Genomic DNA, 23,641 nt, shown 5'->3' on the forward strand with positions numbered 1-23,641 from the left:
CGCGCCATGAGCGAGCACACGACCGAGCACACCACCGGGCACACGACCGAGCACACCACCGGGCCCGCGACCGGGCACACGTCCGGGCCGGCGGGCGGGCCCGCGAGCGAGCCCACCGCCCCCGGTCCGCCCGTCCCCGGGGCGGAGGTCTTCGAAGCCGTCCGCCGCAGCATCCTGGAGGTGGTGCCGGAGATCCCGGCCGAGGAGATCACCCCCGAAGCGTCGATGGTGGACCTCGGCTGCAACAGCGTGGACCGGGCCGATGTCGTGACCCTGGTCCTGGAGGAGCTGGACCTGTCCGTCCCGGTGGCCGAGTTCCAGGGCCTGCCGACGATCGGTGCGCTGGTCGCCACCCTGAGCAGGCACCGGTGACCCGACGGCCCGCCCGCCGCGCCCTGGTCACCGGCGCCGGTGTGCGCACCGCGGTGGCCACCGGGCCGGCGCAGTTCGCGGCCGCCCTGCGGGAGGGCCGGTGCGGCATCGCCCTCACCGAAGGCGCCGGGCCCGGTGATCCGGCGGGTCTGGCCCGGCTCCCGGACTCGGCCGAGGACCTGGACCGGCTGCCGGCGGAGCTCCCCGCGGAGCTCGGCCGCCGCGCCCGCCGGGCCGCCGCCCGCGCGCCGCGTGAGGTCCGCGCGGCGGTGCTGACCGCGCTGGAGGCCTGGTGCGGCGCCGGTCTGCACCGCACCCCGGCGCCGGAGGACCGGGTGGCGCTGGTCGTCGCCGGGCACAACCTGACCGGCGGCTACGCCGAGCAGGTCCGGCCCAGGGCGGCGGCCGGACGCGGGCACGTCCCCGCCAGCGCGGCCCTGCGTCTGCTGGACACCGACCATCTGGGCACGCTCAGCGAGGTCCTGGGGACCACCGGCCCCGGCTGCACGGTCGGCGGCGCCTCCGCGAGCGGCACGGTGGGGCTGATCTCCGCCGTACGGATGCTGGCGATGGGAGAGGCGGACGTCTGCCTGGTCGTGGGCGCGCTCAGTCCGCTCACGGCCCTGGAGCGGCAGGCGCTGGTCAACCTCGGGGCCATGGCGACCGGCGCGGTACCCGGGACCGAGCCCCCGGGGCCGCCCTTCGACCGGCGGGCCCGGGGATTCCTGCCCGGAGAAGGCTGCGCCGCCCTGGTGCTGGAGAGCCCCCGGTCCGCGGCCCGGCGCTCGGTGCCGCCCCTGGCCGCCGTCGAGGGATACGGGCTGCGGCTGGGCGCCACCGCGCTCGCCCGCCCGGACGAGCGGATCGCGGCCGCGGTCATGACGGAGGCGCTGCGCACCGCCGGACGGGAGCCCGGGGAGGTCCGCTATGTCAGCGCGCACGCCACCGGGACCCCGCTCGGGGACAGCACCGAGGCGGCGGCGCTGCGCCGGGTGTTCGGGGAGGGTGCGGACGCGCCCTGGGTCAACGCCACCAAGTCCCTCACCGGCCACTGCCTGCATGCCGCCGGGGTGGTGGAGGCGGTCGCCACGGTGGTGCAGATGCGCGAGGGCTTCGTGCACCCGAACCCCGGACTGACCCGGCCGCTCGCCGGCACCGGGCTGCGGCTGTCCGGCGCCGTCGCCGAGACCGCCGACCTTCCCTACGCGGTGTCCAACTCCTTCGGGTTCGGGGGCATCGCCGGCAGCCTGCTGTTCAGCCGGGATCCGCGGTGAGCGGGCCCGTCTCCGGGCACGCACCGGACCTCGACCCCGGCCCGCCGGGCCCCGGAGGTGGACGGACCGTGCGCAGTCCCTGGACGCCGGGACCGCAGGCGGCGCCCGATGCCGCCTTCCGGCTGTTCTGCTTCGCCCACGCCGGGGGCGGGTCGTCCGCCTTCCGGGAGTGGCGCGGCGCCTTCGGCACCGGGGTGGACGTCCGGCCGGTGCTGCTGCCCGGTCGCGAGGCCAGGCTCCGCGAACCCCCCGTCCGGCGGATGGACGAGCTGCTCGGGCCGCTGTGCGCGGGCCTGCTGCCGCTGCTGGACCGCCCGTTCGCCTTCTTCGGCCACAGCCTCGGCGCGGTCGTCGCCTACGAGACGGCCCGGGAGCTGGCGCTGTGCGGCGGCCCCCGGCCGGAGCACCTGCTGGTCTCCGCCCGCCGCGCTCCCCATCTGCCGTCCCGGCAGGCCCCGGTGCACCGGCTCGCCGAGGGCGAGTTCCTGCGGGTGGTCGCGGAGATGGGCGGCACCCCCGCCGATGTGATCGCCCAGCCCGGGCTGCTGCGCGCCTTCCTGCCCGGCCTGCGGGCGGACTTCGAGCTGAACGAGACCTATGTGCCCCGGGCCCGGGGGGTGCTGGACTGCCCGGTCTCGGCCTTCGCCGGGGACCGGGACCCCCAGGTGGCACCGGACGAGATGGCGGCCTGGCGGGACACCACCCGGGGGCCGTTCCGGCTGCGGGTGCTGCCCGGCGGCCACTTCTACCTCCGGGAGGATCCCGCGGCACTGACGGCGCTGATCCGCCCGGTACTCACCGCGGCCCGTCCCTAGCGCCGCACCGCACGACCGCACCGCACGACCGCACGTCGCACCGCACGACGCACCCACCGCCAGGAGAGGAACACCATGTCAGAACTGGACCTGTCGCACTGCCACCCGGTCTTCGTCAGGCAGATCGACTGCCTGCAGCGCGCCGACATCGACGGGCTGATGGAGACGTACCACCCCGAGGCCGAGGTGATCCGCTTCCAGGGGATACTCCGCGGCAGCACCGAGATCAAGGAGACCTTCGGTCGCTATATGCACATCCAGGCCCGCTACGAGCGGCTGCTGGAGTACACCCACACCGACGACACCATCTTCATGCGCGCGGAGATGAGCGTCAGGGGCGAGCAGGAGATCGGCTTCGGCGCCTATGTGCTCAGGGACGGGGTCATCTGGCGGCAGGTGGCCGGAATCGAGGGGGGAATGCGCGAATGGTTCACCCAGGACTCCTAGAACCGGCATGCTGGGTCCGGCTTCGGCGTGGCCTCCGGGTCCCGGCCCGGTACCCCGGGGGCCCTGGCACCCGGCCCCGCCGCCGGCCGTCGAGGCACCGTCAGGACCCGTCCGCGAAAGGGCCAGGAACATGAGCACCATCGCCACCGGAACACGCGTCCTCTCCAGCTGGGACGAGGAGGACTTCGCCAAGGCCGACGGGGTGAAGCTGACCCGTTCCGCCATCGCCTACCGCTACGAGGGCGACATCGAGGGCGAGGCCGTCCAGGAGTACGTGATGTTCTACCGCGCCGACGACACCAACACCTTCGTCGGAATGGAGCAGGTCACCGGCCGTGTCGGGGGGCGCAGCGGAAGCTTCGTCCTCCAGCACACCGGGGAGCTGACCGGTGACACCGCCACCGTCACCTGGCAGGTGGTGAAGGGATCCGGCACCGGTGAACTCGCCGGCCTGACGGGCTCCGGCGGCTTCACCGCCACCCACGAGGAGGCCGGAAACGCCTCCTACCGCCTGGAGTACTCCTTCGAGTGATCCGGCGCGGGCCCGGAAGGGCCCGCACACAATTGAGCAGACCCACCGCGTGTGCGCCGACGACGATGGCTGCGGCCGGGCCCCACCGGCCCGCAGCCGTCGTTGTCGCACACCGGAGGACGCGCCCGTGGAATCCCTCTCGCCACCGGACTCCTACCCCGTACCGCGTACCGACCCGCTGCACCCCGCGCCGCAGTACGCCCGGCTGCGCGAGGCGTGCCCCGTGGCGCCCTCCCGTCTGGACTTCGACGGCAGCGACGTCTGGCTGATCACCCGTCACGCGGACGCCTGCGCGGTGCTGTCCGACCCGCGCTTCAGCTCGGACTTCTCCAGGGAGGGCTTCCCCGCCCGGATGACCGTACGGCCTCCGGGGCCGGGCACCTTCATCCGCATGGACCCGCCGGACCACACCCGGCTGCGCCGCGCCATCGTGGACGAGTTCAAGCGCAGGCCGGTCGAGCGGCTGCGCCCCGCCCTCGAAGGCATCGTGGAGGGGCTGCTGGACGAGATGCTGGGCGGGCCCGCCCCCGCCGACCTGGTCCAGGCCCTCGCCCTCCCGCTGCCCACCCTGGTCGTCTGCGAGCTGCTGGGCGTCCCCTACGGCGACCGGGACTTCTTCCAGCGGTGCACCCAGGTCATCGGCGACCAGTCCGCCGCGCCCGACCGGCGCCAGGTCGTCCGCGACGAACTCCGCGGATATCTGCAGCGGCTGACCGCCGAGCGGGCGGCCCGCCCCGGGGACGACCTGATCAGCCGACTGGTGCTGCGCCGGGACCGGAGCGAGGTCACCGAGGACGAGGTCGTCGGCATCGTCACCCTGCTGATGATCGCCGGCTTCGAGACCATCGCCAACCAGATCGGCATCGGCACGCTGATGCTGCTCCTCGACCCGGGCCTCGCCGAGGGGCTGCGCCGGGATCCGGGAGAGGCGCCCCTCGTCGTCGAGGAGCTGCTGCGGCACCAGACGGTCATCGACTACGGACTGCGCCGTGTCGCCACCGAGGACTGCGAGGTCGGCGGGCGGACCATCCGGGCCGGGGAGGGCGTGGTGGTCGTCGTCTCCTCCGCCAACCGCGACCCCGCGGTCTTCCCCGAGCCCGACCGGCTGGACCCGCACCGCCCGCCGCGCGACCACCTGGCGTTCGGCTACGGGCTGCACCAGTGCCTGGGGCAGCGACTGGCGCGGCTCCAGCTCCAGGTGCTCTGGCCGGCGCTGTTCCGCCGCGCGCCCGGTCTGCGCCTGGCCGTTCCCCTGGGCGAGGTGCCCTTCCGCACGGACATGTTCGTCCACGGCGTGCACCGGCTCCCGGTCGCCTGGTAGCCCGCTCCCGCGCCCACAGGCGCGGCCCGGGGCCACCGGGATCCGCCCACCCGTCCCCATCCGCGAAGGAGTCCCGATGACGCAGACGCCCACCACACCGCCGCCGGAGAGCGGTGCCCCGGGGGCCGGCGTCCCGCCGCCCTTCCCCTTCCCCATCCGTTCCGCGCTCGATCCGTCGCCGGAGTACGCCCTGCTCCGCGCCGACCGCCCGGTCAGCCGCGTCACCCTGCCCAGCGGGGACACCGCCTGGATCGTCACCCGCTTCGAGGACGTGCGCACGGTCTTCCACGACGCCCGGTTCAGCCGCCAGGCGGCCACCCGGGAGGGGGCGCCCCGGCTGATGCCCGGTGTGGAGGCGGACCCGGACTCCATCGTCAGCAAGGACCCGCCGGACCACACGCGCCTGCGCAAGCTCGTCGCCCCGGCCTTCACCGCCCGGCGGATCGCCGGCATGCGGGAGGGCATCCAGCGGACCACCGACGAGCTGCTGGACGCGATGGAGGCCGGCGGGCGTGAGGGCGACCTGGTGTCCGGGCTCTCCGCGCCGCTGCCGATCATCACCATCTGCGATCTGCTCGGGGTCCCCCGGTCGGATCAGGACCGCTTCCGGGAGTGGTCGGACACCATGTTCCGGACCTCGGCCGACGCGCTCGGCGAGGCGATCGCCGCCCGCGAGGCGCTGATCGGCTATCTGGCGGCCATGGTCCAGGGGCGCCGCGCCGCACCCACCGACGACCTGCTCGGCGTGCTGATCGCGGCCCGGGACGAGGACGACCGGCTCACCGAGCGCGAGCTGGTCTCCTTCGCCGGCGGGCTGATCGTCGCCGGCTACGAGACCACCGCCAACCGGCTGGCCAACTCGGTGCTGGTGCTGCTGCGCCACCCGGAGCAGCTGCGGCTGCTGCGCGGGGAGCCGGAGCGGATCGGGGACGCCGTCGAGGAGCTGCTGCGCTACATCCCGGGCGGGGCGGCCGGCGGTCTGATGCGGGTGGCCACCGAGGACGTGGAGCTGGGCGGGGAGCTGATCCGCGCGGGGGAGGGGGTCATCGCCGTCACCAACGCGGCCAACAGGGACCCGGCCCAGTGGGACGACCCGGACCGCTTCGACATCACCCGGAAACCGCAGTCCCACACGACCTTCGGGCACGGGATCCACCACTGCGTCGGAGCGCAGCTGGCCCGGCTGGAGCTGCAGGTGGGCATCGCGACCCTGCTGCGCCGCTTCCCCGGGCTGGCGCTCGGGGCGCCGGAGGACCGGCTGCCGTGGAAGAAGAACGTCGTCATCCACAGCCTGGAGGCCCTTCCGGTCACCTGGTGACGACCGCACCGCCACGACGGCAGGGGCGGGCGGCCGGGACGTTCCTCGTCCCGGCCGCCCGCCCCTGCCGGGAGCGGAGCGACCTCAGGCGGCGTCCCCGGCCTCCTTCAGCCGCTGGCTGAAGAACCACTCGTGCCCCTCGTGGTCCTCGACCTTGCACACCCGCAGGCCCTGCGGGGTGTCCGTCGGCGGGAAGGCCACCGTGGCCCCCGCCTTCCCGGCGCGCGCGAAGACCGCTTCCACGTCCTCGACGTCGATGGAGGCCATGGCGCTGCGATGGCCGGTGGCGCCGGGCGAGCGGTAGTCCCCGCCCGGCCCGGCGAGGTACACCGGGTCGCCCTGCGGGGTCAGCATCTCGGCGTGGAAGACCGCGCCGTCGTCGTGGGCGTAGCGCCGTTCCTCCGTGAACCCGAACGCTGCGGAGAGCCACTCGAGAGCGCGGGCCACATTCTCGTACTTCACATATGGGATGGCTGCCATGCCCGCAGCGTACGGATCGCGCTCCGTCCCGCCTGGCCAAAGTTGCGCAGTCCGGCGCTCAGGGACGGACCAGTTCGAAGGAGAGCGCCGGGCGCCCCCCGAAGCGCTGCCCGATGCCGCCGAAGAGCCCCGACAGCGGGGTGCGCACATCCACCGGCCCCTCGCCGAACAGCGGCTTCAGATAGGCGGCGTGCGCCTCCAGCGATGCCACGGCCAGGTCCACCGTCCCCGACACGTCCACGGCATGGGTGGGCTGCGGCGAGCCCGCCATCGCCACATGGCGCACGCCGCCCCACGCCGCTCCGGCGTCCGGGAAGATCCACTCGTTTCCGGCGTCCCCGACCGCGTCCAGCAGAGCCCGCCCGGCGACCCGGTGGTCCGGGGAGTTCCAGCGCCCGCTGTACGTGGTCTCCCGGCAGTTGAACCCCACCACCAGCTCGGGCCGGTGGCGCCGGATGGCCCCCGCGATGTCCCGGCGCAGCGCCGTCCCGTACTCCAGCACCCCGTCCGGGTGATCGAGGAACTCCACCTCGCGCACCCCGACGATCTCCGCGCTGCGGCGCTGCTCCGCCTCCCGCACCCGGGCCGCCTCCGCGGGCGGCATGCCGGCGATCCCCGCCTCGCCCCGGGTCAGCAGCAGATAGCTCACGGACTTGCCGTCCTTGGTCCAGGCCGCCACCGCGGCGGCGGCGCTGAACTCCATGTCGTCGGGGTGCGCCACCACGCACAGGGCCCGCTCGAAGTCGGTCGGCATCTCGTCGAGATCGCCCTCGGCGCCCGCCGCGTGCTCTCCGGTCCTCGCCTCGCTCATCGGCTCACTCCTCCGTCGGTCGGCCACAGGCAGGGGGCCAGACTCGCGGGCGCCTCCCGGAGCCGTCTGCCCAGAAGTGAGCGGCCCCGGGAAGGAGTTGAGGATGCTCAAAGCTGTGCAGAGCCCTGGCCGGATGTCTTCCTACAGTCGTCGCACCGCTCGCCGCGCGATCAGGAGATGACCATGCGAGAGTTCGAAGGCCGGCCGTCGAGACGGTCCCTGCTGCGGATCACAGCCGGGCTGGGTGCCGGGGTCGCCCTCGGCGGCGCGCTCACGGCCTGCGGCGATGCCGGTGAATCCGGCCCCTCGACCGACGGTGCGGGCAGCGCGACCCCCGGCCCCAAGCGCGGCGGGCGGCTGCGGGCCGCGTTCATCGGTGGCAGCAACGAGACCGACAACGTGCTGATGGCCGCGAACACGCCCATCGACTACGTGCGAGCGCGGGTGGTGTACGACGAGCTGTGCGTGGTGGGCCCGGACGGCCGGGTGCAGATGCAGCTGGCCGAGTCCGTCGAGCCCAGCGCGGACGGCAAGGAGTGGACCATCCGGGTGCGGGACGGCGTCACCTTCCACGACGGCCGTGCGCTGACCGCCGCCGATGTGCTGTTCTCGCTGCGGACCTACGCCGAGGACCAGGCGAACCAGGGCCCGTTGCTGGTCGACGCCGATCTGGCCGCCGGCCGCCAGGTGGACAAGCTCACCTGCACGATCCCCATGCGCCGGGCGCACGGCTTCTTCGACCTGGTGCTCACCCAGGGCTTCTTCGTCATACCGGACGGCACCACCGACTTCACCAAAACCCCGGGCAGCGGCCCCTTCATCCTCAAGGAGCACCGCGTCGGCCAGGGTGCCGTGCTGGAGCGGAACCCGAACTACTGGAGCGACAAGGGGCCCTACCTCGACGAACTGGAGCTGGTCTCCATCGCCGACGGCGAGGCGCGGCTGAACGCGCTCAAGGCCGGCCAGGTCGAGTACGCGGCGAGCATCTCGCTGGTGGCCGGGCAGACCGAACGCGCCAACAAGGCGGTGCAGTTGCTCACCCCGCCCAAGTGGGAATGGCCGAACTTCGGGGCCATGCTCAAGCGCAACCAGGATCCGTTCACCGACGCCCGGGTCGTGCAGGCGCTGAAGTACGCCGTGGACCGCGAGCAGATGGTGGAGCGTGTCACCCTCGGCTTCGGCGAGGTGGGCAACGACCTGTTCGGCAAGCATCTGCCGCACTACGCGCAGGACCTGCCGCAGCGCGCCTACGACCCCGACCGCGCCAAGGCCCTGCTGCGGAAGGCGGGCGTGGACAAGCTCAGCCTCAGCCTGCGCACCAGCGACTACGAGTACGGCCTGACCGAGGGCGCCGTCGTGCTCGCCGAGCAGGTGAAGCGGACCGGGATCGACATCTCCGTGGACAAGGTGCCCGCCGCCGACTTCTTCGCCGATCCCAAGGTGTTCATCGGCGCGCACTTCCAGTCCGCCAACCGCAAGCCCCGCCCACTCCCGCTGGACGTGCTCTTCTTCTACGGCTCGGACGCGCTGCTGCCCTTCACCGGAGTCGGCGGCGACCCCGTCGACGGTCTGGTGGACGCCGTCCGCTCGGCGCTCACCGAGGAGCAGCGGGCCGCCGCGGTCGGCGACATGCAGCACTACCTGTACGACAAGGGCGGCGACCTCGTGTGGGCCAAGGCCCCCGTCCTGGCGGCGGCGACTCCGCAGGTGCGCGGTGTCCAGTCCCTCGGCTATCCGACGTTCCCGAGCTTCCGGGACGCGTATCTGGCATGAGCGAGCCGTCTGTTCGGCCCCCCGCCGCCCGGGACGCGTCCGCCCGGCCCCCTGCCGCCCGGGACGCGTCCGCCCGGCCTTCCGCGGCCGGGGACGCGTCCGCCCGGTCGCTGGCCGCCCTGGTGGCGCGTCGCCTGCTGATGGGCCTGCTGGTGCTCGGTGCCGTCTCGCTGATCGTCTTCACGGCGACCGAACTCGCCCCGGGAGACGCGGCCTCCGCCGCGGTGGGACCGGACGCCGGCCCCGCGGCGGTCGAGGAGAAGCGCCGGGAGCTCGGCCTGGACCGGCCCGCCCCCGTACGCTACGCGAAGTGGCTGTGGGGGGCCGTGCGAGGGGACTTCGGCACCTCGTACGTCTCCGGGGTGCCGGTCTCCGAGATCGTCGCCGCGCGGGCGGGGAACTCGATGATGCTGGCCCTGGTGACGCTGGTGCTCCTGGTGCCGCTCGCGGTCGGGCTGGGCGTCTGGGGCGGGCTGCGGGAGGGCAGCCTCACCGACCGGGCCCTGTCGGCGGGCATCCTGACGATGGTGTCGATCCCGGAGTTCGTGGTGGGCAGCGTGCTCATCCTGATCTTCGCGCTGCACCTGGACGTGCTGCCCGCGGTCTCCTTCCTCGGGCCGGGGGCCTCGGTGCTGGACCATCCGGAGATCCTGGTGCTCCCCGTGGTGACCCTGCTGGCCGGGACCATCGCGCACAACGCCCGCCTGGTGCGGGCCCGTGTGGTGGAGGTGGTCGCGGACGACGCCGTGGCGACCGCCCGGCTCAACGGTGTGCCCGAGCACCGTGTGGTGCTGCGCTATGTGCTGCCCGCCGCACTGCCCCCGGTCATCCCGCTGCTGGCGCGCTATGTGGCGCTGCTGGTCGGCGGCGCCCTGGTGGTGGAGACGCTGTTCGGCTTCCCGGGCCTCGCCTCCGTCCTGGTGCAGGGCTCCGCCGGGCGGGACGTGCCCACGGTGCAGGCCGTCGCGCTGATCGTGGCCGCCGTGACGGTGCTGGTCAATCTGCTGGGTGACCTTCTCGGCATCGCGCTCGACCCCCTGCGGAGGGTGCCGGTATGACGCTGACGACACCGGGCGGCGACGGGACCGGGCCCGCGGCACCGCGGGCCCGCCGTCGCCCCGTGGCCGCGATCGTCTTCGCCGCCCTGGTGGTGCTGGCCGTCGTCGGTCCCTGGATCGCCCCGGGGGACCCGCGTACCGGTGCGGGCATGCCGTACGCACCGGTCAGCTGGGAGCACCCGCTGGGCACCGACTATCTCGGAGCCGATGTGCTCGCCCGGGTGCTGGCCGGAGGCCGGGCCCTGGTACTGGTCTCGCTGTCCGTGCTCGTCGCCGCCTATGCGCTGGGGCTGGCCGCCGGAATGTTCGCGGCCTTCCGCGGCGGGCGGGCCGGCACGGTGGTGATGCGCCTCGCCGACGTGATGATGGGGCTGCCGCCGCTGGTCCTGATCGCCGTGGTGGTCACCGGGACCGGCCCCGGCCTGGTGGGTGTGGCCGTCGCGGTGGTGGCGGTGATGCTGCCGGACGTCACCCGCATCGTGCGCGCCGCGACGCAGCAGGTGCTGGCGCACGACTACGTGGAGGTCGCCGTCGCCCGGGGGGAGCGCACCCGCTCGGTGCTGGTGCGCGAGGTGCTGCCCAACCTGACGGTGACACTGGCCGCCGACGCCGGTGTCCGCTTCGTCGGTGCCGCGTACGCGGTGGCGACGGCCGGGTTCCTGGGGCTGGGGGTGCAGCCGCCGGACCCCGACTGGGGCCTGATGATCCTGGAGAACCGCGGCGGACTGGCACTTCAGCCGCTCGCCGTGCTGGCGCCCAGCCTCATGCTGCTGATCCTGCTGCTCGCCGCCGGCCGGGTGGCCGACGGGGTGCGACCGGGCGCTGCGGCGGGGCCGCGCCGCCGGTCCGGCCCGCCGCGCGCCGGGCGCCTGCCGGTGGCCGCGGCGCCCGGTCCGGACGGGGGCCGCGGGCCGGCGGCGGAGGTGTCCGGGCTGTCCCTCACCGCCGTCGCCACGGGCCAGGACGTGGTGCGCGGTGTCGACCTGACGGTCCCCCGGGGTGCTGTGGTGGCGCTCGTCGGGCCGTCCGGCAGCGGCAAGACCAGCACGGCGCTCGCGCTGCTGGGCCATGTGGGCCCCGGGATCGAGCGGACGGCCGGCGGCGGCACGCTGCTCGGCACCGATCCCGCCGCGCTGACGCCGCGCGGGCTGCGCGCGCTGCGCGCCCGGGCCGCCGCCTATGTGGCGCAGGACGCGCGCACCTCGCTGCCCGCCAACCTGCGGCTGCGCGCGCTGCTGGACGAACAGCTGCGCGCGGCCGGAGTGCCCCGGCAGGAGCGGGCCGAGCGGGCACGCCTCGCGCTCTCCCGGGTGGGGCTGCCCACCGACGCGGCGTTCCTGGCCCGTCGCCCGCACCGGCTGTCCGGAGGGCAGCGGCAGCGCCTGTCGGTGGCCGCGGCGCTCGCCCGCGAGCCGGAGCTGCTGGTGCTCGACGAGCCCACCAGCGCGCTGGACGCGGAGAACACCCGGCGGCTGCTCGCGGAGGTCACCGGTCTGTGCCGGGGCACGGGCACGGCGGTGCTGCTGATCTCCCACGACCTGGAGTCGGTGGCCGCCGTGGCCGACACCGTGGTGACGATGGGCGAGGGCCGGGTGGTGCGTTCGGGTCCGCCCGGGGAGGTGCTCGCCGTCACCGCCGGCGAGCCGGCGGCGGCCGGTACCGCCCCGGCCCCGGCCGGGCGGCCCGATGCCGCCACCGATGCCGCCACCGATGCCGCCACCGATGCCGCCACCGATGCCGCCACCGATGGCGGTCCCGCGCCGGGGGAGTCCTCGGCGGCCGGTCCGGTGCTGCGGGTGTCCGGGATGAGCGTCTCGCTTCCGGGGACCGGACGGGTGCTCGACGACGTCTCGCTGGAGCTGGCCCCGGGGGGGCGGCTGTGTGTGATGGGGCCGTCCGGCAGCGGCAAGACCACCCTGCTGCGGGCGGTCGCCGGACTGGCCGCTCCCGACTCGGGGACGGTGCGGCTCACCGGCGACCGACTGGCCGCGCGCGTCGCCGGGCGTGCTCCGGCCCAGCTGCGCCGCATGCAACTGGTGCCCCAGAACCCCTACGACTCGCTGAACCCCCGGCAGAGCGTGGGACGCATCGTGGGCCGGCCGCTGCACCAGTTCGGCCTGGTGAGGCGGGAGCAGGCCGAGGCCGAGGTGCGGGACCTGCTGGTCCGGGTGGGGCTCTCCCCGGACCGGGCGGCATCCCGTCCGTCCGAGCTCTCGGGCGGCGAGCGGCAGCGGGTCGCCATCGCACGGGCTCTCGCGGCCCGGCCGGACGTGCTGCTGTGCGACGAGATCACCAGCGCCCTGGACCGGTCGACGTCCCTGACCGTGCTCGCGCTCCTGGACGAACTCAGCCGGGGGCTGGGACTGGCGCTGCTGGTGGTGACCCACGACCCGGCGGTTCCGGACCGGCTCGGCGGACGGGTGGTGGAGGTGACCGGCGGGCGGCTGCGTCCCCGGGTGACCGACGGCAGTTCCGCGCACGCCTGAGCGGGCCGACGCGAGGAGCCGGAGGGGGCCCGTGCCCCCTCCGGCTCCACCGGGGACCGGCCCGGCTCAGGGACCGTCGAGCGCCATGCGCTCCTCGACGAAGGAAGCAAGCCGGCTTACGGATCGGATGGTGATGTACCCGCGATTGCACGTGATGAGACCGGCCGCCCGCAGACGTTTGAGAAAGAAGCCGACGCGTGACCGTGTGGTGCCGATCATCTCGGCCAGTTCCTCCTGGGTGAGGCGGGCGGATATGACCACGCCCTGATGGTGCTCCTCCCCGAGGCGGCGACTGAGCTGGAGAAGACGGGAAACAAGTCTCAGCTCACTTTCCATGGTCACCAGATCCGCGATGATGCGTTGCTGTTCCGAGAGTTTCCCAGCAAGGTGTAAGGTGAATGCTTCAAAGAGGTTCTCGGCCTGCAGCGTGGCGAAGAACAGGTCTTGGGAAATGCGTGTGAGGGTGGTATTGGACATTGCCACCGCGGTCTCGTCACGGTAGGACCGGGCCAGGCACATCTCTCCGAAGAGGTCTCCCGGCATGGAGAGGTCCAATAAGCAACGCTTCCCTGATGCGGTGATGGCAACCGTCTTGACCTGCCCGGTCTTCACGAGGTAGAGGTTCCGGTCGCGCTGGGTGCAGTTGTAGACATGCTGCCCCCGGGCGATTGAGACCGTGGGCAGGCTGCCATCCGAGGCGGCGATTCGGTGCGCCACCCGGGTGGAAAAATCGCGCTCTTCTCCCGGAGTGCTCGCCGGAATTCTGGGTATCGCGGGAGAATCATCTGTGCAGGGAATCGCGCCGGATCCGGCTCGGCGCACACTGGCGATCATGCGACATGCCCCCCCTGTCTCGGTTCGCTACTCGAGACGCGAATGCATGCTTTCGGACACTGTGCAACTTGTCAATACTGTGTCACTTCCGTGAACAATAAAGCGGGTGTGGCGGCCTGACCTGGTCCGGGTGGAGCAGAGGCGCAGAGCCGGAAATGCTCAGAAGTCGTCAGTCTGGCGGCCCGCGGGTCTCTACGCTGCCCGCATGCTCTCCGCCAGCCCCGAGCGGGCCCGCCCGCTGATCGCCCTGCTGGGTGCCTCCGGCTTCGTCGGCTCCTGGGTCCTCCGGGAACTGTCGGCGCGTCCCGTGCGGCTGCGGGCCGTGGCACGCCGCCCCGTCCGCCTCCCGAGCGGTCCCGCCCGGGTCGAGAGCCGGTCGCTGGACCTCACCGCGCCCGGGGCCGTCGCCGAGGCGGTCGCGGGCGCCGACGTGGTGATCAGCCTGGTCGTCCACTCCGGCGGCTGGCGCGCCGCCGAGCACGATCCCGCCGCCCGTGCCGTCAACGAGGGCGTCATGGCCTCGGTCCTGGCCGCCCTGCGGGACCGCCCCTCCGGCGGTGCGGCGCCGGTGGTGGTCTACGCCGGTGCCGCCTCGCAGCTCGGCGTCCCGCCCTGCGAACCGATCGACGGCGGTGAGCCCGACCACCCGGAAACCGCCTACGACCGGCAGAAGCTGGCCGCCGAACGGCTGCTGCTGGACGCCACCCGCGAAGGCGCCGTGCGCGGCGTGGCCCTGCGTCTGCCCACGGTGTTCGGGGAGAGCGCCGCTCCCGGCGCCGACGACCGGGGGGTGGTCTCCTTCATGGCGCGGCGGGCCCTGGCGGGGCAGCGGCTCACCATGTGGCACGACGGCACCGTGACCAGGGACCTCGTCCACGCCGAGGACATCGCCCGGGCCTTCGCGACCGCGATCGACCATCCCGACGCACTCTCCGGAGCACACTGGCCGCTCGGCGCCGGGCGAGGCGACCGCCTGGGCGACGTCTTCCGCACCGTCGCCCGGCTGGCCGCCGGCCACCGCGGCGGACCCCCGGTCCCGGTCGTCCCGGTGGAGCCCCCGGCCGGCGCCCCGGCCACCGACTTCCACGGCGTCACGATCGACGCCACCCGCTTCCGGACGGCCACCGGCTGGTCGCCGCGGATACCCCTGCCCGACGCCCTGGCGCGCACCGTCGCCGGGCACGCCACCGCAGAGAAAGGGTCCTGACGCCGTGACAGACGAGACCATCCGGGTATGGGACTACCTCACCGAGTACGAGCAGGAACGCGACGCCCTCATGGGGGCTGTCGACACCGTCTTCCGCTCCGGCCGACTGGTCTTCGGGGACAGCATGCGCGCCTTCGAGGAGGAGTTCGCCGCCTACCACGACGTGCCCCACTGCGTCAGCGTCGACAACGGCACCAACGCCGTCAAGCTCGCGCTCCAGGCCCTGGGCGTCAAGCCGGGCGACGAGGTCATCACCGTCTCCAACACCGCCGCGCCCACCGTGGTGGCCATCGACGCGGTCGGCGCCGTCCCGGTCTTCGTGGACATCGACCCGGACACCTACCTCATGGACACCGCCGCGGTGGAGGCGGCCATCACCCCGCGCACCACCTGCCTGCTGCCCGTCCACCTCTACGGCCAGTGCGTCGACCTGGCCCCGCTGGAGGCGCTGGCCGACGCCCACGGACTGCGGCTGCTGGAGGACTGCGCCCAGGCCCACGGCGCCCGCCGCCACGGCCGGATCGCCGGGTCCGCGGGCCATGCCGCCGCGTTCTCCTTCTACCCCACCAAGGTGCTGGGCGCCTACGGTGACGGCGGGGCCGTCCTCACCCCGGACCCGGAGGTGGCCGAACGGCTGCGCAGACTGCGCTACTACGGCATGGCCGAGCGCTACTACGTGGTGGAGACCCCCGGTCACAACTCCCGGCTGGACGAGGTCCAGGCCGAGATCCTGCGCCACAAGCTGCGCCGCCTCGACGACTACATCGCCGCCCGTCGCGCCATCGCCGCCCGCTACGCCGAGGGCCTGGCCGGCACCGGGCTCACGACGCCCCGCCTCGCCCCCGGAAACGACCATGTGTACTACCTCTATGTGGTCCGGCACCCCCGCCGCGCCGAGATCCTGGGTGCGCTGGCCACGCGCGGAATCGAACTCACTGTGAGCTACCGCTGGCCGGTCCACACCATGAGCGGTTTCCGGCACCTGGGCCGGAAGCCGGGAACGCTCCCGGTCACCGAGGCGATGGCCGAGGAGATCTTCTCGCTGCCGATGTACCCCTCCCTCCCCGTCGCCGCCCAGGGGCGGGTGATCACCGCGTTGCGTGAGCTGCTGGCCGGGTAGCGGGGGCCCACCGCGCCCGCCGCGTGGGCCGTCGGGCCGTGTGGGCCGCCGGCCGAGTACCGGTGACCACCGGCCGCCCGCTCCCCGCCCGCTCGCCGCCCCCCTCCCCGCCCCCCGCCGCCCTTCCCGTCCCTTCCCTTCCCATCCCTTCCCTGTCCGTTTCGAGCGTTCCCGTCATGGATCCGATCGTTCCCGTCATGGAGGTGCCATGGAGTCCCGTGAACTCGCCGTCGGCGGAGCCTGGGTGTTCCGCCCCACGGTGTATCCCGACGACCGGGGCCTGTTCGTCTCCCCGTACCAGGAGGCCGCCTTCACCAAGGCCCTGGGCCACGGGCTCTTCCCCGTCGCCCAGACCAACCACAGCCGTTCGCGGCGGGGGGTGATCCGCGGAGTGCACTACACCACCACCCCGCCGGGCACCGCCAAGTACGTGTACTGCGCGCGCGGCAGGACCGTCGACTTCGTGGTGGACCTCCGGGTCGGCTCGCCCACCTTCGGCCGCTGGGAGTCCGTCCTGCTGGACCAGCGCACCTTCCAGGCCGTCTACCTGCCGGTCGGGGTCGGCCACGCCTTCGTCGCGCTCGGCGACGACACCGTGGTCTCCTATCTGCTCTCCGGCGCCTACGACCCCGCACACGAGCAGTCCGTCTCCGTCTTCGACCCGGACATCGGGCTGGAGTTCCCGGACGGCCTGGACCCGGTCCTGTCCGAACGGGACCGGGCCGCCGTGTCCTTGGCGGAGGCGCGGGCCACGGGCGCGCTGCCCGGGTACCGCGACTGCCTGCGCATCGAGGAGACGCTGTTCGGGGCGGCGGAACTCAGGCAGCGCCGCTGAGCTCCGCCAGCAGCGACACCGCCTCGGCGGGCCCGGGAAGGGCGTGCAACTCCTCGGTCAGCGGCTGGATCCGGGTCCGGTAGCCCGGGTCGTCGAGCACGTCGCGGACCGCCTCCCGGACCGCCGCGGCGGTGACCCGCTCCCGCTCCAGCACCCGGGCGATGCCGAGTTCGGCACAGCGCCGCGCGTTGTCCGGGTGGTCGCCCAGGAAGGGGATGATCACCTGCGGCAGACCGGCGTCGACGGCCCCGACCACGGTGTTGAAGCCGCCGTGGCTGAGTGCCACCGCGCAGCGCGGCAGCAGCAGGCTCTGGGGGACGTACCGCTCCACCCTGATGTGCGGGGGCTGCGGCCCGAGTTCGGCGGGGTCGGCATCCCGGTCGACCGTGGCCACCACGCGGACGGGCTCCTCGGCCAGGCCGGCCAGCACCTCCCGGAACAGGTCCGGGAATGCCCCGGGCACCCAGCGGTTGGTGATGGTGCCGAAGGTGACGTAGACCAGCGGCCGGTCGTCGGCGGACTCCTCGATCCAGCCGGGCAGCCGCTCCTCCGCCATCCGGTCGAAGGGCATCGGCCGCAGCGCCCGGGCGGTCGCCGGCCGCTCGGTGCCGGGCCAGAGGTATCCGGGCGGCGCGCAGCTCAGGGTGAGGTGACGGTGCAGCATCCCCAGCCCGTCGTCCGGCGCCAGGCCCGCCTCGGACCGCGCCCGGGCCAGCTCGGCGGCGATCTGCTCGCGGAGCGGCTCCATCGTGTAGAGCGGGGTGGTGTCCAGCGCCGCGTGCGGTATGCCGAGCCGCTCGGCGGCGACCGCGGCCCCCGCCTCGTAGCTGTCCCTCACCATGATGTCGGGCCGCCACCGCTCGGCGAGGGCGACCAGATCGGGCGCCATCCGACGGGTGCGTACGCCGTACAGCACACCGGCGACGGCGATCCGGTCCATCTCCACGCCGACGGGCGGCAGTCCCCGGGCCGCCTCCTTGAGCTTGCGGAACTCCTCGTCCCCGTCCCCGTCCCGGCCCAGGCCGGCCGGGAACGCCCGGAAGCCCATCGCCTCGACGGCGGGCACCATCGAGGCGCCGGTGGCGAACGCCACCTCGTGCCCGGCCGCCACGGCGGCGTGGGCCAGCGGCACCAGGGGGTGCAGGTGCCCGGGGGCGGGGGTGGTCGTGAACAGCACACGCATCGGGACTCCTCCGCGATCGGGAGCCTCCCTGTCTACCGCCGTACCCGTGCCCGGTACTGCTCACAACTGGCCACTCACCACCGGCCACCGGGGGGTGCCGGTCCGTCCCGGCGGACAGGGCCTGCTCGGCCCCCGCCCCGTGCCGGGTGACGTCCGGCCGGGCGGGTCGCTGCCGGGGTGGTGGACGGGGCCGCGCCCGCCCCGGCCGAGGAGTCAGCCGTCGTCCTGCAGCAGCCGGAGCAGATAGCGCCCGTAGCCGCTGGGCACCAGCGGTTCGGCCAGCGCCCGCAGTTGCCCGTCGTCGATGTGGCCGAGCCGCCAGGCGACCTCCTCGGGGCAGCCGATCTTCAGCCCCTGGCGTTCCTCCACCACACGGACGTACTCGGAGGTGGCGGAGATGCCGCCCACCGTGCCGGCGTCCTGCCAGACCACGCCCCGTTCCAGCACGGTGACCGCCAGCCGGCCCCGGCGCAGGTACTCGCGGTTCACCTCGGTGATCTCCACCTCCCCGCGCGAGCCGGGCCGCACACCCCGGGCGATCTCGGGGGCCTGGCCGTCGTAGAAGTACAGGCCCGGCACCGCGTACCGGGAGCGCGGACGCGCGGGCTTCTCCTCCAGCGACAGCACCCGGCCGTCGGCATCGAACTCCACGACTCCGTAGTCCCGTGGATCGGCCACCTGATGGGCGAAGATCCTGGCCCCGGCGGGCGAGGTGTGGGCCCGCAACCGCTCCCCGAGACCGGTGCCGTGGAAGACGTTGTCCCCCAGCGCCAGGGCCACCGGCTCGCCGCCGATGAACGACTCGCCGATGACGAGGGCCTGGGCGATGCCCCCGGGCGACGGCTGCACGGCGTACTCGACCCGTATCCCCAGTCCGGACCCGTCGCCGAGGAGCCGGCGGAACTGCGCCAGCGCATCGGGCGAGGTGATGATCAGGAAGTCCTGGATGCCCGCCATCATCAGCGTGCTGAGCGGGTAGTACACCATCGGCTTGTCGTGGATCGGCAGTAGTTGCTTGCACACCGCGCGGGTGAGCGGCCACAGCCGGCTTCCGCTCCCGCCGGCCAGGATGATGCCGCGCATCGGCTCCGAGCCTCCCCTCGCGGCGCCGTCGGCGGCAGGGTCGGCCGCGGCGCCTCCCGCCGGGATCCTCGCAGCCGCCGCCGGGCCGGCCTGCTCAGTTTTGAGCAGGTCCGGAGCCCGGGCGCCCCGTAGCCTCGCGGACGGCCGGGCGGTGTTCGCCCGGCGGGCGAGGAGCGCGGATGAGGCTGCTGGTGACGGGCGGCGCCGGTTTCATCGGGTCGCACTTTCTCCGTCTGCTGCTGCCCGGACCCGGACCGGGAGCGGGAGCGGGGCCGGGGCGCCCCGGCCCGGAGGAGCCGGGCGGGTTCCGCGTCACGGTGCTCGACAAGCTGGGCCACGGGAGCAGCGGGGACGCCCTGCGCGCCGTGGAGCGGCTGCCCGGCTTCCGCTTCGTCCGGGGCGCGGTGGAGGACGCCGCGCTGGTGGACCGGTTGATGCCCGGCCACGACGCGGTCGTGCACCTCGCCGCCGAGTCGCATGTGGACCGCTCGATCGAGGGCGCCGTGCCCTTCGCCGTGACCAGCGCCGTCGGCACCCAGGTGCTGCTGGACGCCGCCCGCCGGCATGGCGTGGGCCGCTTCCTGCAGGTGTCCACGGACGAGGTGTACGGGTCCGTCGCCGACGGAGCGTGGACCGAGGAGCAGCCCCTCGCCCCGCGCTCGCCCTACGCGGCGGCGAAGGCGGCCGGCGATCTGCTGGCACTGGCCTGCCACGTCACTCACGGACTCGACGTGGTGATCACCCGGGGGTCCAACACCTACGGCCCGCGCCAGTACCCGGAGAAGATCATCCCGCTCTTCGCCACCCGGCTGCTCGACGGCCTGCCCGTGCCGCTCTACGGCGACGGGCAGCACGTCCGGGACTGGCTGCACGTGGAGGACCACTGCCGCGGCATCCTCGCGGCGCTGACCTCGGGACGCTCCGGTGAGGTCTACCACCTGGGCGGCGGCTGCGAGCTGACCAACCGGGACCTGACCGGCAGGATCCTGCGGGAGTACGGCGCCGGGTGGGAGAGCGTGCGGCGGCATCCCGACCGCAAGGCCCATGACCGGCGGTACGCGCTGGACTGCGCCAAGGCGGACACCGAGCTGGGCTGGCGGCCGCGGATCCCCTTCGCGCGCGGGCTGCGCGACACGCTGCGCTGGTACCGGGAGAACCGCGACTGGTGGGAGCCGCTGACCGGGGCCGCCGACGCCTCCCGTGGCGCCGGGCGGGCGGCCTCGTGAACGGGGCGCGGGAGCGTGCCGCCGCCGGGACCACCGCGCGGCTGATGCGGTCCGCCGCCGCCGCCGACAGCGCCCGCTTCCCGCTCGCGGCCTTCCGGGAGCGGCTCCGGGCCCACGGGCACCGCAGCTTCGCCGTGGAGCGCGTCCCCTTCGCCGACCTGGACCAGTGGCACGCGGAGCCCGGTACCGGGAACCTGCGCCACCGCACCGGACGGTTCTTCACCGTGGAGGGACTGCGCCGCACCGCGTGGGGGGACCCGGGGCCCGGCGCCGTACGGCCGGTGATGGTGCAGCCCGAGATAGGCGTCCTGGGCATCGTCGTCAAGGAGTTCGACGGGGTCCTGCACCTGCTGCTCCAGGCCAAGGCGGAGCCCGGCAACGTCCCCGCGGTGCAGTTGTCGCCGACCGTGCAGGCGACCCGCAGCAACTTCACCCGCTCGCACGGTGGTTCCGCCGTACGGTTCCTGGAGTACTTCACCTCCCCGGCGCGTGGCCGGGTGCTGGCCGACGTCCTGCAGTCCGAGCACGGCGAGTACTTCCTGCACAAGCGGAACCGCCACATGCTGGTGGAGACCGGGGAGGAGGTGCCGGAGCACCCGGACTTCCACTGGCTCACCCTGGGCCAGCTGTACCGGCTGCTGCACGAGGACCGCCTGGTCAACATGGACACGCGCAGCGTGCTCGCCTGCGCCCCGCTGGCTCCGGCGTCCGCGCCGGCGACGGACCGGGACGGCGGCGGTGTGTGGCACTCGCTCGGCGGCGCGTCCCGGCCGCGCCACACCATGGAGGAGGTCGTCCGCTGGCTGACGCGGGCCCGTGCCGGCCAGTCGCACGTCTCCCGCCCGGTGCCCCTGGCGGAGGTGGAGGAGTCCGGCTGGCGGCGGGGCCCCGAGGAGATCTCCCGGGACGGCGGGCCCTTCCGGGTCGTGGCCGTCCGGGTGAGGACGGCCGGCCGTGAGGTGGGGTCCTGGTGCCAGCCCCTGGTGAACCCGCGGGGGGCCGGGGTGAGCGCCTTCGGCGCGACCCGCTTCGACGGGGTCCTGCATGTGCTGGCGCAGGCGAAGGAGGAGCCGGGCCTGATCACGGGCCCCGAGGTCGCCCCCACCGTCCAGTGCCTCCCCGGTGAGTCCGCGCCCTTCGCCGACCGCCTGCTGTCGGCGCCCGCCGAGCGGATCCGCTTCGACACGGTCCTCGCCGAGGAGGGCGGGCGCTTCCTGGCGGCCGACAACCGCTACCTCCTGGTCGAGGACGACACCCTGCCCGCCATCCCGCCGCCCGGGTACCACTGGCTGACCCTACGTCAGCTGGCCCGCCTCACCGCCTGGGGCCACCATGTCTCCGTCCAGGCGCGCACCCTGCTGGTCTGCGCCCTGGCCGCCGCCGCGGACGCGTAGCGGCCCCCGCCTCCGGTCGTCCGCGCCGGACGCTCGGCAGCCCCGCACCGGTTGCGGGTCGGGGCGGAGCCGTGCCGCCGCCGACGCCCGCCCGTGGTGCGCGGTGTGCTCACCACGGCGCCATGCCCGTGTCCCGGGCGACCCAGGTGGCGAAGGACACGGGTCGGCCGGCCCAGGTCAGCGGAAGTATCCGGTCGCAGGTGGCCCGGCCGTCGAACCACATCTCGCCGCGGTGCGGGCCCGTGACGACGAGGAGGGTGGAGAAGCCGCAGCCTCCCGGCCTGATGTACACCGCGCCGGCCGTCTTGAGCTCCTCCAGCACCCCGGCCTCGCAGTCCCACGCCTCCCAGGCGTCCGTGTCCTCGCGGGACGGCTCGCGGGCGTCGAGGTCGTCCTCGTGGGCGCGGTACGTGTCGGGGTGCGGGAACGGCTCGGCCAGCAAGCCGTAGTTGGTGTCGGTGTCGTCGTACCAGCCCCAGCCCCGCGGACCGCGCCACAACTGCCTGAACCCACCGCTGCCGCAGCCGTTGCCGTTGCCGTGCCGCAGAAGATGCTCGCGGTACTCGACCGGAAACGTGATCCCGAGTTCCCCCTCGGCCTCCCGTACCTCCGTCCCGGTCAGCCGCTGCTCCCGCGGAGGCCCGCCCCGCCGCACGGCCTCGGGGTCCGGGAGCCCGGGGCGATGGCCGTTCATGAGGCGGAGGTACTCCGCCTTCCAGTTCCTCTCCATGCCGCGAGGTTGGACACGTGCGCGCGTGGGTGCCCGCCCGCTCACGCGCGCGCAACGGTTCGGGCGGTCGAAGGTCTCCTGGGCGGCCGCGAGCACGCTGGGATGCCCCATGGGGGCCTGTCCGCCCGCGGATGCGCGCCGTGCCTCCCGCACGCCGTCCACGCCGAACCTGCCGGACGTACCGGCGCACCGTGGGCCGCCAGGGGCAGGACGGGGCGGGGCGCCGCCCGGTCGGCCCCGGAGAGGTCCGGGGCCGAGCGCCCCGTCCCGGCCGTGCCGGGAGCCCGGAGCGGAGAGGCGTTCGGTCCCGCGACGGGCCGAACGGCCCCTCACGGTCCTCCGCGGCGGGGCACACACTGGGAGACGGGACCTTTCGAGGAGGTGGGCCAGCGATGTACTGGCACGAGGACGGGGCCTGGGCCTGGATGACCTTCATGCCGCTGCTGTGGATCCTGCTCATCGGCCTCGTGGTGTGGGCGGTGGTCCGCCTCACCCAGCACTCCTCGTCCCGCGCCACCGGGCCGGAGCGCGACGGGCCGCGGGGCGAGACTCCCGAGGACATCCTCGACCGGCGCTTCGCCTCCGGCGAGATCGACGGCGACGCGTACTCCGCGGCCCGCAGGAAGCTCGCCGAGCACCGGCCGAGACCCCGATGACCGGCGTGCTGCGCGGTCGGGTGGTGCCGCTGGCGGTCCTGTTCGCCGCGGTGCCGGCACTGGTCGCGTCGTTGGTGTGGGCGGTCGGCGGCGCCCCCCGGCGGTCGGAGCCCCCACCGCCGGCGGGCGCGGTCTCCGGGCTCGGCCCGGTGCACGATCTCGCCGGCGCCGAACGCGCGGCCGAGCGGTTCGCCGACCGCTGGGACCTGCATGTCGGGGAGGTCATGAGGTTCACCGACGGCTACTACGCCCAGCTCGTCGACGCGAAGGGGAAGGGGGCCACGGAGGTGCTCGTCGAACCGGGGAGCGGCACCGTCCACCCGGAGTTCGGCCCGGCGATGAGCTGGAACACCGAGTACGGCATGATGCCCCGGCGTGTCGAGCCGGGCGCGACGACGCTGGGACCCGGTCAGGCCGTGCGGATCGCCGACCGGTGGCTCCGTGAGCACCGGCCCGCGCTGCGAGCCGCCGACCCCGTGGAGTTCCCCGGCTACTACACGCTGCACACCCTGCGCGGTGACCGGATCGAGGGCATGCTGTCGGTGAACTCGGTCAGCGGCCGGGTGTGGTACCACACCTGGCACGGCCGCTTCCTGGAACTCAGCGGCCATTCCCCCGCCCCCGGGGCGCCGTGACGGCGTGACCCGGGTCTCCTCCCGCCCCCGCGACGGCACCGTGACGCCCAA

General features: G+C 74.1%; 23 protein-coding genes. 17 read left to right on the forward strand and 6 right to left on the reverse strand.

What is annotated here, in order from left to right; translation table 11 throughout:
• The first annotated feature begins 6 nt into the window (after positions 1–6).
• The 7 genes from ACGF15_RS13855 (at position 7) to ACGF15_RS13885 (ending at position 6,079) form a co-directional block, all read left to right on the forward strand.
• Positions 7–372, forward strand: coding sequence for a phosphopantetheine-binding protein (locus ACGF15_RS13855; protein WP_392798751.1), 366 nt, complete (start codon positions 7–9; stop codon positions 370–372).
• Positions 369–1,646, forward strand: coding sequence for a beta-ketoacyl synthase N-terminal-like domain-containing protein (locus tag ACGF15_RS13860; RefSeq protein WP_362615123.1), 1,278 nt, complete (start codon positions 369–371; stop codon positions 1,644–1,646). The genes ACGF15_RS13855 and ACGF15_RS13860 overlap by 4 nt, the downstream gene beginning before the upstream one ends.
• 68 nt (positions 1,647–1,714) lie before the next feature.
• Positions 1,715–2,461, forward strand: coding sequence for an alpha/beta fold hydrolase (locus ACGF15_RS13865; protein ID WP_345611919.1), 747 nt, complete (start codon positions 1,715–1,717; stop codon positions 2,459–2,461).
• Between the two features lie 75 nt (positions 2,462–2,536).
• The gene (locus tag ACGF15_RS13870; RefSeq protein WP_345611917.1) at positions 2,537–2,908 is read left to right on the forward strand and encodes a nuclear transport factor 2 family protein; all 372 of its coding nucleotides are present in this window, start codon (positions 2,537–2,539) and stop codon (positions 2,906–2,908) included.
• 130 nt (positions 2,909–3,038) lie between these two features.
• Positions 3,039–3,440: a DUF3224 domain-containing protein gene (locus tag ACGF15_RS13875; RefSeq protein WP_345611915.1), complete on the forward strand. Its 402-nt coding sequence runs from the start codon at positions 3,039–3,041 to the stop codon at positions 3,438–3,440.
• A gap of 127 nt (positions 3,441–3,567) precedes the next feature.
• On the forward strand, positions 3,568–4,761 hold the full coding sequence (locus tag ACGF15_RS13880; RefSeq protein ID WP_345611913.1) for a cytochrome P450: 1,194 nt from the start codon (positions 3,568–3,570) through the stop codon (positions 4,759–4,761).
• A gap of 76 nt (positions 4,762–4,837) precedes the next feature.
• Positions 4,838–6,079, forward strand: a complete 1,242-nt coding sequence (locus tag ACGF15_RS13885; RefSeq protein WP_345611911.1) for a cytochrome P450 — start codon at positions 4,838–4,840, stop codon at positions 6,077–6,079.
• Positions 6,080–6,163: 84 nt separating this feature from the next.
• On the opposite strand, the gene ACGF15_RS13890 is transcribed toward ACGF15_RS13885, so the two are convergent.
• Both ACGF15_RS13890 and ACGF15_RS13895 read right to left on the reverse strand, forming a co-directional pair.
• On the reverse strand, positions 6,164–6,559 hold the full coding sequence (locus ACGF15_RS13890; RefSeq protein ID WP_345611908.1) for a VOC family protein: 396 nt from the start codon (positions 6,557–6,559) through the stop codon (positions 6,164–6,166).
• Between the two features lie 58 nt (positions 6,560–6,617).
• Positions 6,618–7,370 carry a PIG-L deacetylase family protein gene (locus ACGF15_RS13895; RefSeq protein ID WP_362615634.1) on the reverse strand — a complete coding sequence of 251 codons (753 nt, stop codon included), beginning with the start codon at positions 7,368–7,370 and terminating at the stop codon, positions 6,618–6,620.
• 183 nt (positions 7,371–7,553) lie between these two features.
• Here ACGF15_RS13895 and ACGF15_RS13900 point away from each other — a divergent pair, with 183 nt between their 5' ends.
• Genes ACGF15_RS13900 through ACGF15_RS13910 form a run of 3 tightly spaced genes read left to right on the forward strand, consistent with a single transcriptional unit; the run spans position 7,554 to position 12,687 of the window.
• Positions 7,554–9,143 (forward strand): ABC transporter substrate-binding protein, encoded by a 1,590-nt coding sequence (locus ACGF15_RS13900; protein ID WP_345611903.1) that lies wholly within the window; start codon positions 7,554–7,556, stop codon positions 9,141–9,143.
• Entirely contained in the window at positions 9,140–10,201 is a 1,062-nt protein-coding gene (locus ACGF15_RS13905; RefSeq protein ID WP_392798759.1) for an ABC transporter permease, read from the forward strand. The genes ACGF15_RS13900 and ACGF15_RS13905 overlap by 4 nt, the downstream gene beginning before the upstream one ends.
• On the forward strand, positions 10,198–12,687 hold the full coding sequence (locus tag ACGF15_RS13910; RefSeq protein ID WP_392798762.1) for an ATP-binding cassette domain-containing protein: 2,490 nt from the start codon (positions 10,198–10,200) through the stop codon (positions 12,685–12,687). The genes ACGF15_RS13905 and ACGF15_RS13910 overlap by 4 nt, the downstream gene beginning before the upstream one ends.
• A gap of 66 nt (positions 12,688–12,753) precedes the next feature.
• On the opposite strand, the gene ACGF15_RS13915 is transcribed toward ACGF15_RS13910, so the two are convergent.
• A complete protein-coding gene (locus ACGF15_RS13915; protein WP_345611895.1) occupies positions 12,754–13,521 on the reverse strand; it encodes a Crp/Fnr family transcriptional regulator in 768 nt (255 codons plus the stop codon).
• Positions 13,522–13,726: 205 nt separating this feature from the next.
• Between ACGF15_RS13915 and ACGF15_RS13920 the strand changes: the two genes are divergently transcribed.
• The 3 genes from ACGF15_RS13920 (at position 13,727) to ACGF15_RS13930 (ending at position 16,683) form a co-directional block, all read left to right on the forward strand.
• Positions 13,727–14,728, forward strand: coding sequence for an NAD-dependent epimerase/dehydratase (locus tag ACGF15_RS13920; protein ID WP_345611893.1), 1,002 nt, complete (start codon positions 13,727–13,729; stop codon positions 14,726–14,728).
• Positions 14,729–14,798: 70 nt separating this feature from the next.
• Entirely contained in the window at positions 14,799–15,848 is a 1,050-nt protein-coding gene (locus ACGF15_RS13925; protein WP_345612465.1) for a DegT/DnrJ/EryC1/StrS family aminotransferase, read from the forward strand.
• Between the two features lie 208 nt (positions 15,849–16,056).
• Positions 16,057–16,683 carry a dTDP-4-dehydrorhamnose 3,5-epimerase family protein gene (locus ACGF15_RS13930; RefSeq protein WP_392798765.1) on the forward strand — a complete coding sequence of 209 codons (627 nt, stop codon included), beginning with the start codon at positions 16,057–16,059 and terminating at the stop codon, positions 16,681–16,683.
• On the opposite strand, the gene ACGF15_RS13935 is transcribed toward ACGF15_RS13930, so the two are convergent.
• Positions 16,667–17,866, reverse strand: a complete 1,200-nt coding sequence (locus ACGF15_RS13935) for a glycosyltransferase (RefSeq protein ID WP_392798768.1) — start codon at positions 17,864–17,866, stop codon at positions 16,667–16,669. The two genes, ACGF15_RS13930 and ACGF15_RS13935, sit on opposite strands and share 17 nt — an antisense overlap.
• Before the next feature lie 213 nt (positions 17,867–18,079).
• Complete coding sequence (gene rfbA, locus ACGF15_RS13940; RefSeq protein ID WP_392798771.1) at positions 18,080–18,949, reverse strand: glucose-1-phosphate thymidylyltransferase RfbA; 870 nt, start codon at positions 18,947–18,949, stop codon at positions 18,080–18,082.
• Between the two features lie 179 nt (positions 18,950–19,128).
• Here rfbA and ACGF15_RS13945 point away from each other — a divergent pair, with 179 nt between their 5' ends.
• Positions 19,129–20,175 carry a dTDP-glucose 4,6-dehydratase gene (locus ACGF15_RS13945; RefSeq protein WP_392798774.1) on the forward strand — a complete coding sequence of 349 codons (1,047 nt, stop codon included), beginning with the start codon at positions 19,129–19,131 and terminating at the stop codon, positions 20,173–20,175.
• Positions 20,172–21,569: an NDP-hexose 2,3-dehydratase family protein gene (locus ACGF15_RS13950; RefSeq protein ID WP_392798777.1), complete on the forward strand. Its 1,398-nt coding sequence runs from the start codon at positions 20,172–20,174 to the stop codon at positions 21,567–21,569. Before ACGF15_RS13945 ends, ACGF15_RS13950 begins: the two co-directional genes overlap by 4 nt.
• 109 nt (positions 21,570–21,678) lie before the next feature.
• Here ACGF15_RS13950 and ACGF15_RS13955 read toward each other — a convergent pair whose 3' ends face one another.
• Positions 21,679–22,299 (reverse strand): SMI1/KNR4 family protein, encoded by a 621-nt coding sequence (locus ACGF15_RS13955; RefSeq protein WP_392798780.1) that lies wholly within the window; start codon positions 22,297–22,299, stop codon positions 21,679–21,681.
• Positions 22,300–22,691: 392 nt separating this feature from the next.
• Between ACGF15_RS13955 and ACGF15_RS13960 the strand changes: the two genes are divergently transcribed.
• Both ACGF15_RS13960 and ACGF15_RS13965 read left to right on the forward strand, forming a co-directional pair.
• Positions 22,692–22,955, forward strand: coding sequence for an SHOCT domain-containing protein (locus tag ACGF15_RS13960; RefSeq protein ID WP_362611900.1), 264 nt, complete (start codon positions 22,692–22,694; stop codon positions 22,953–22,955).
• A 5-nt stretch (positions 22,956–22,960) separates the two neighbouring features.
• Positions 22,961–23,590: a hypothetical protein gene (locus ACGF15_RS13965; protein ID WP_392798784.1), complete on the forward strand. Its 630-nt coding sequence runs from the start codon at positions 22,961–22,963 to the stop codon at positions 23,588–23,590.
• The last annotated feature ends 51 nt before the right edge of the window (positions 23,591–23,641 follow it).

The sequence above is a fragment of the Streptomyces sp. NPDC048001 genome, assembly GCF_043203115.1.
In the GTDB taxonomy this organism is placed as follows: domain Bacteria; phylum Actinomycetota; class Actinomycetes; order Streptomycetales; family Streptomycetaceae; genus Streptomyces; species Streptomyces sanyensis.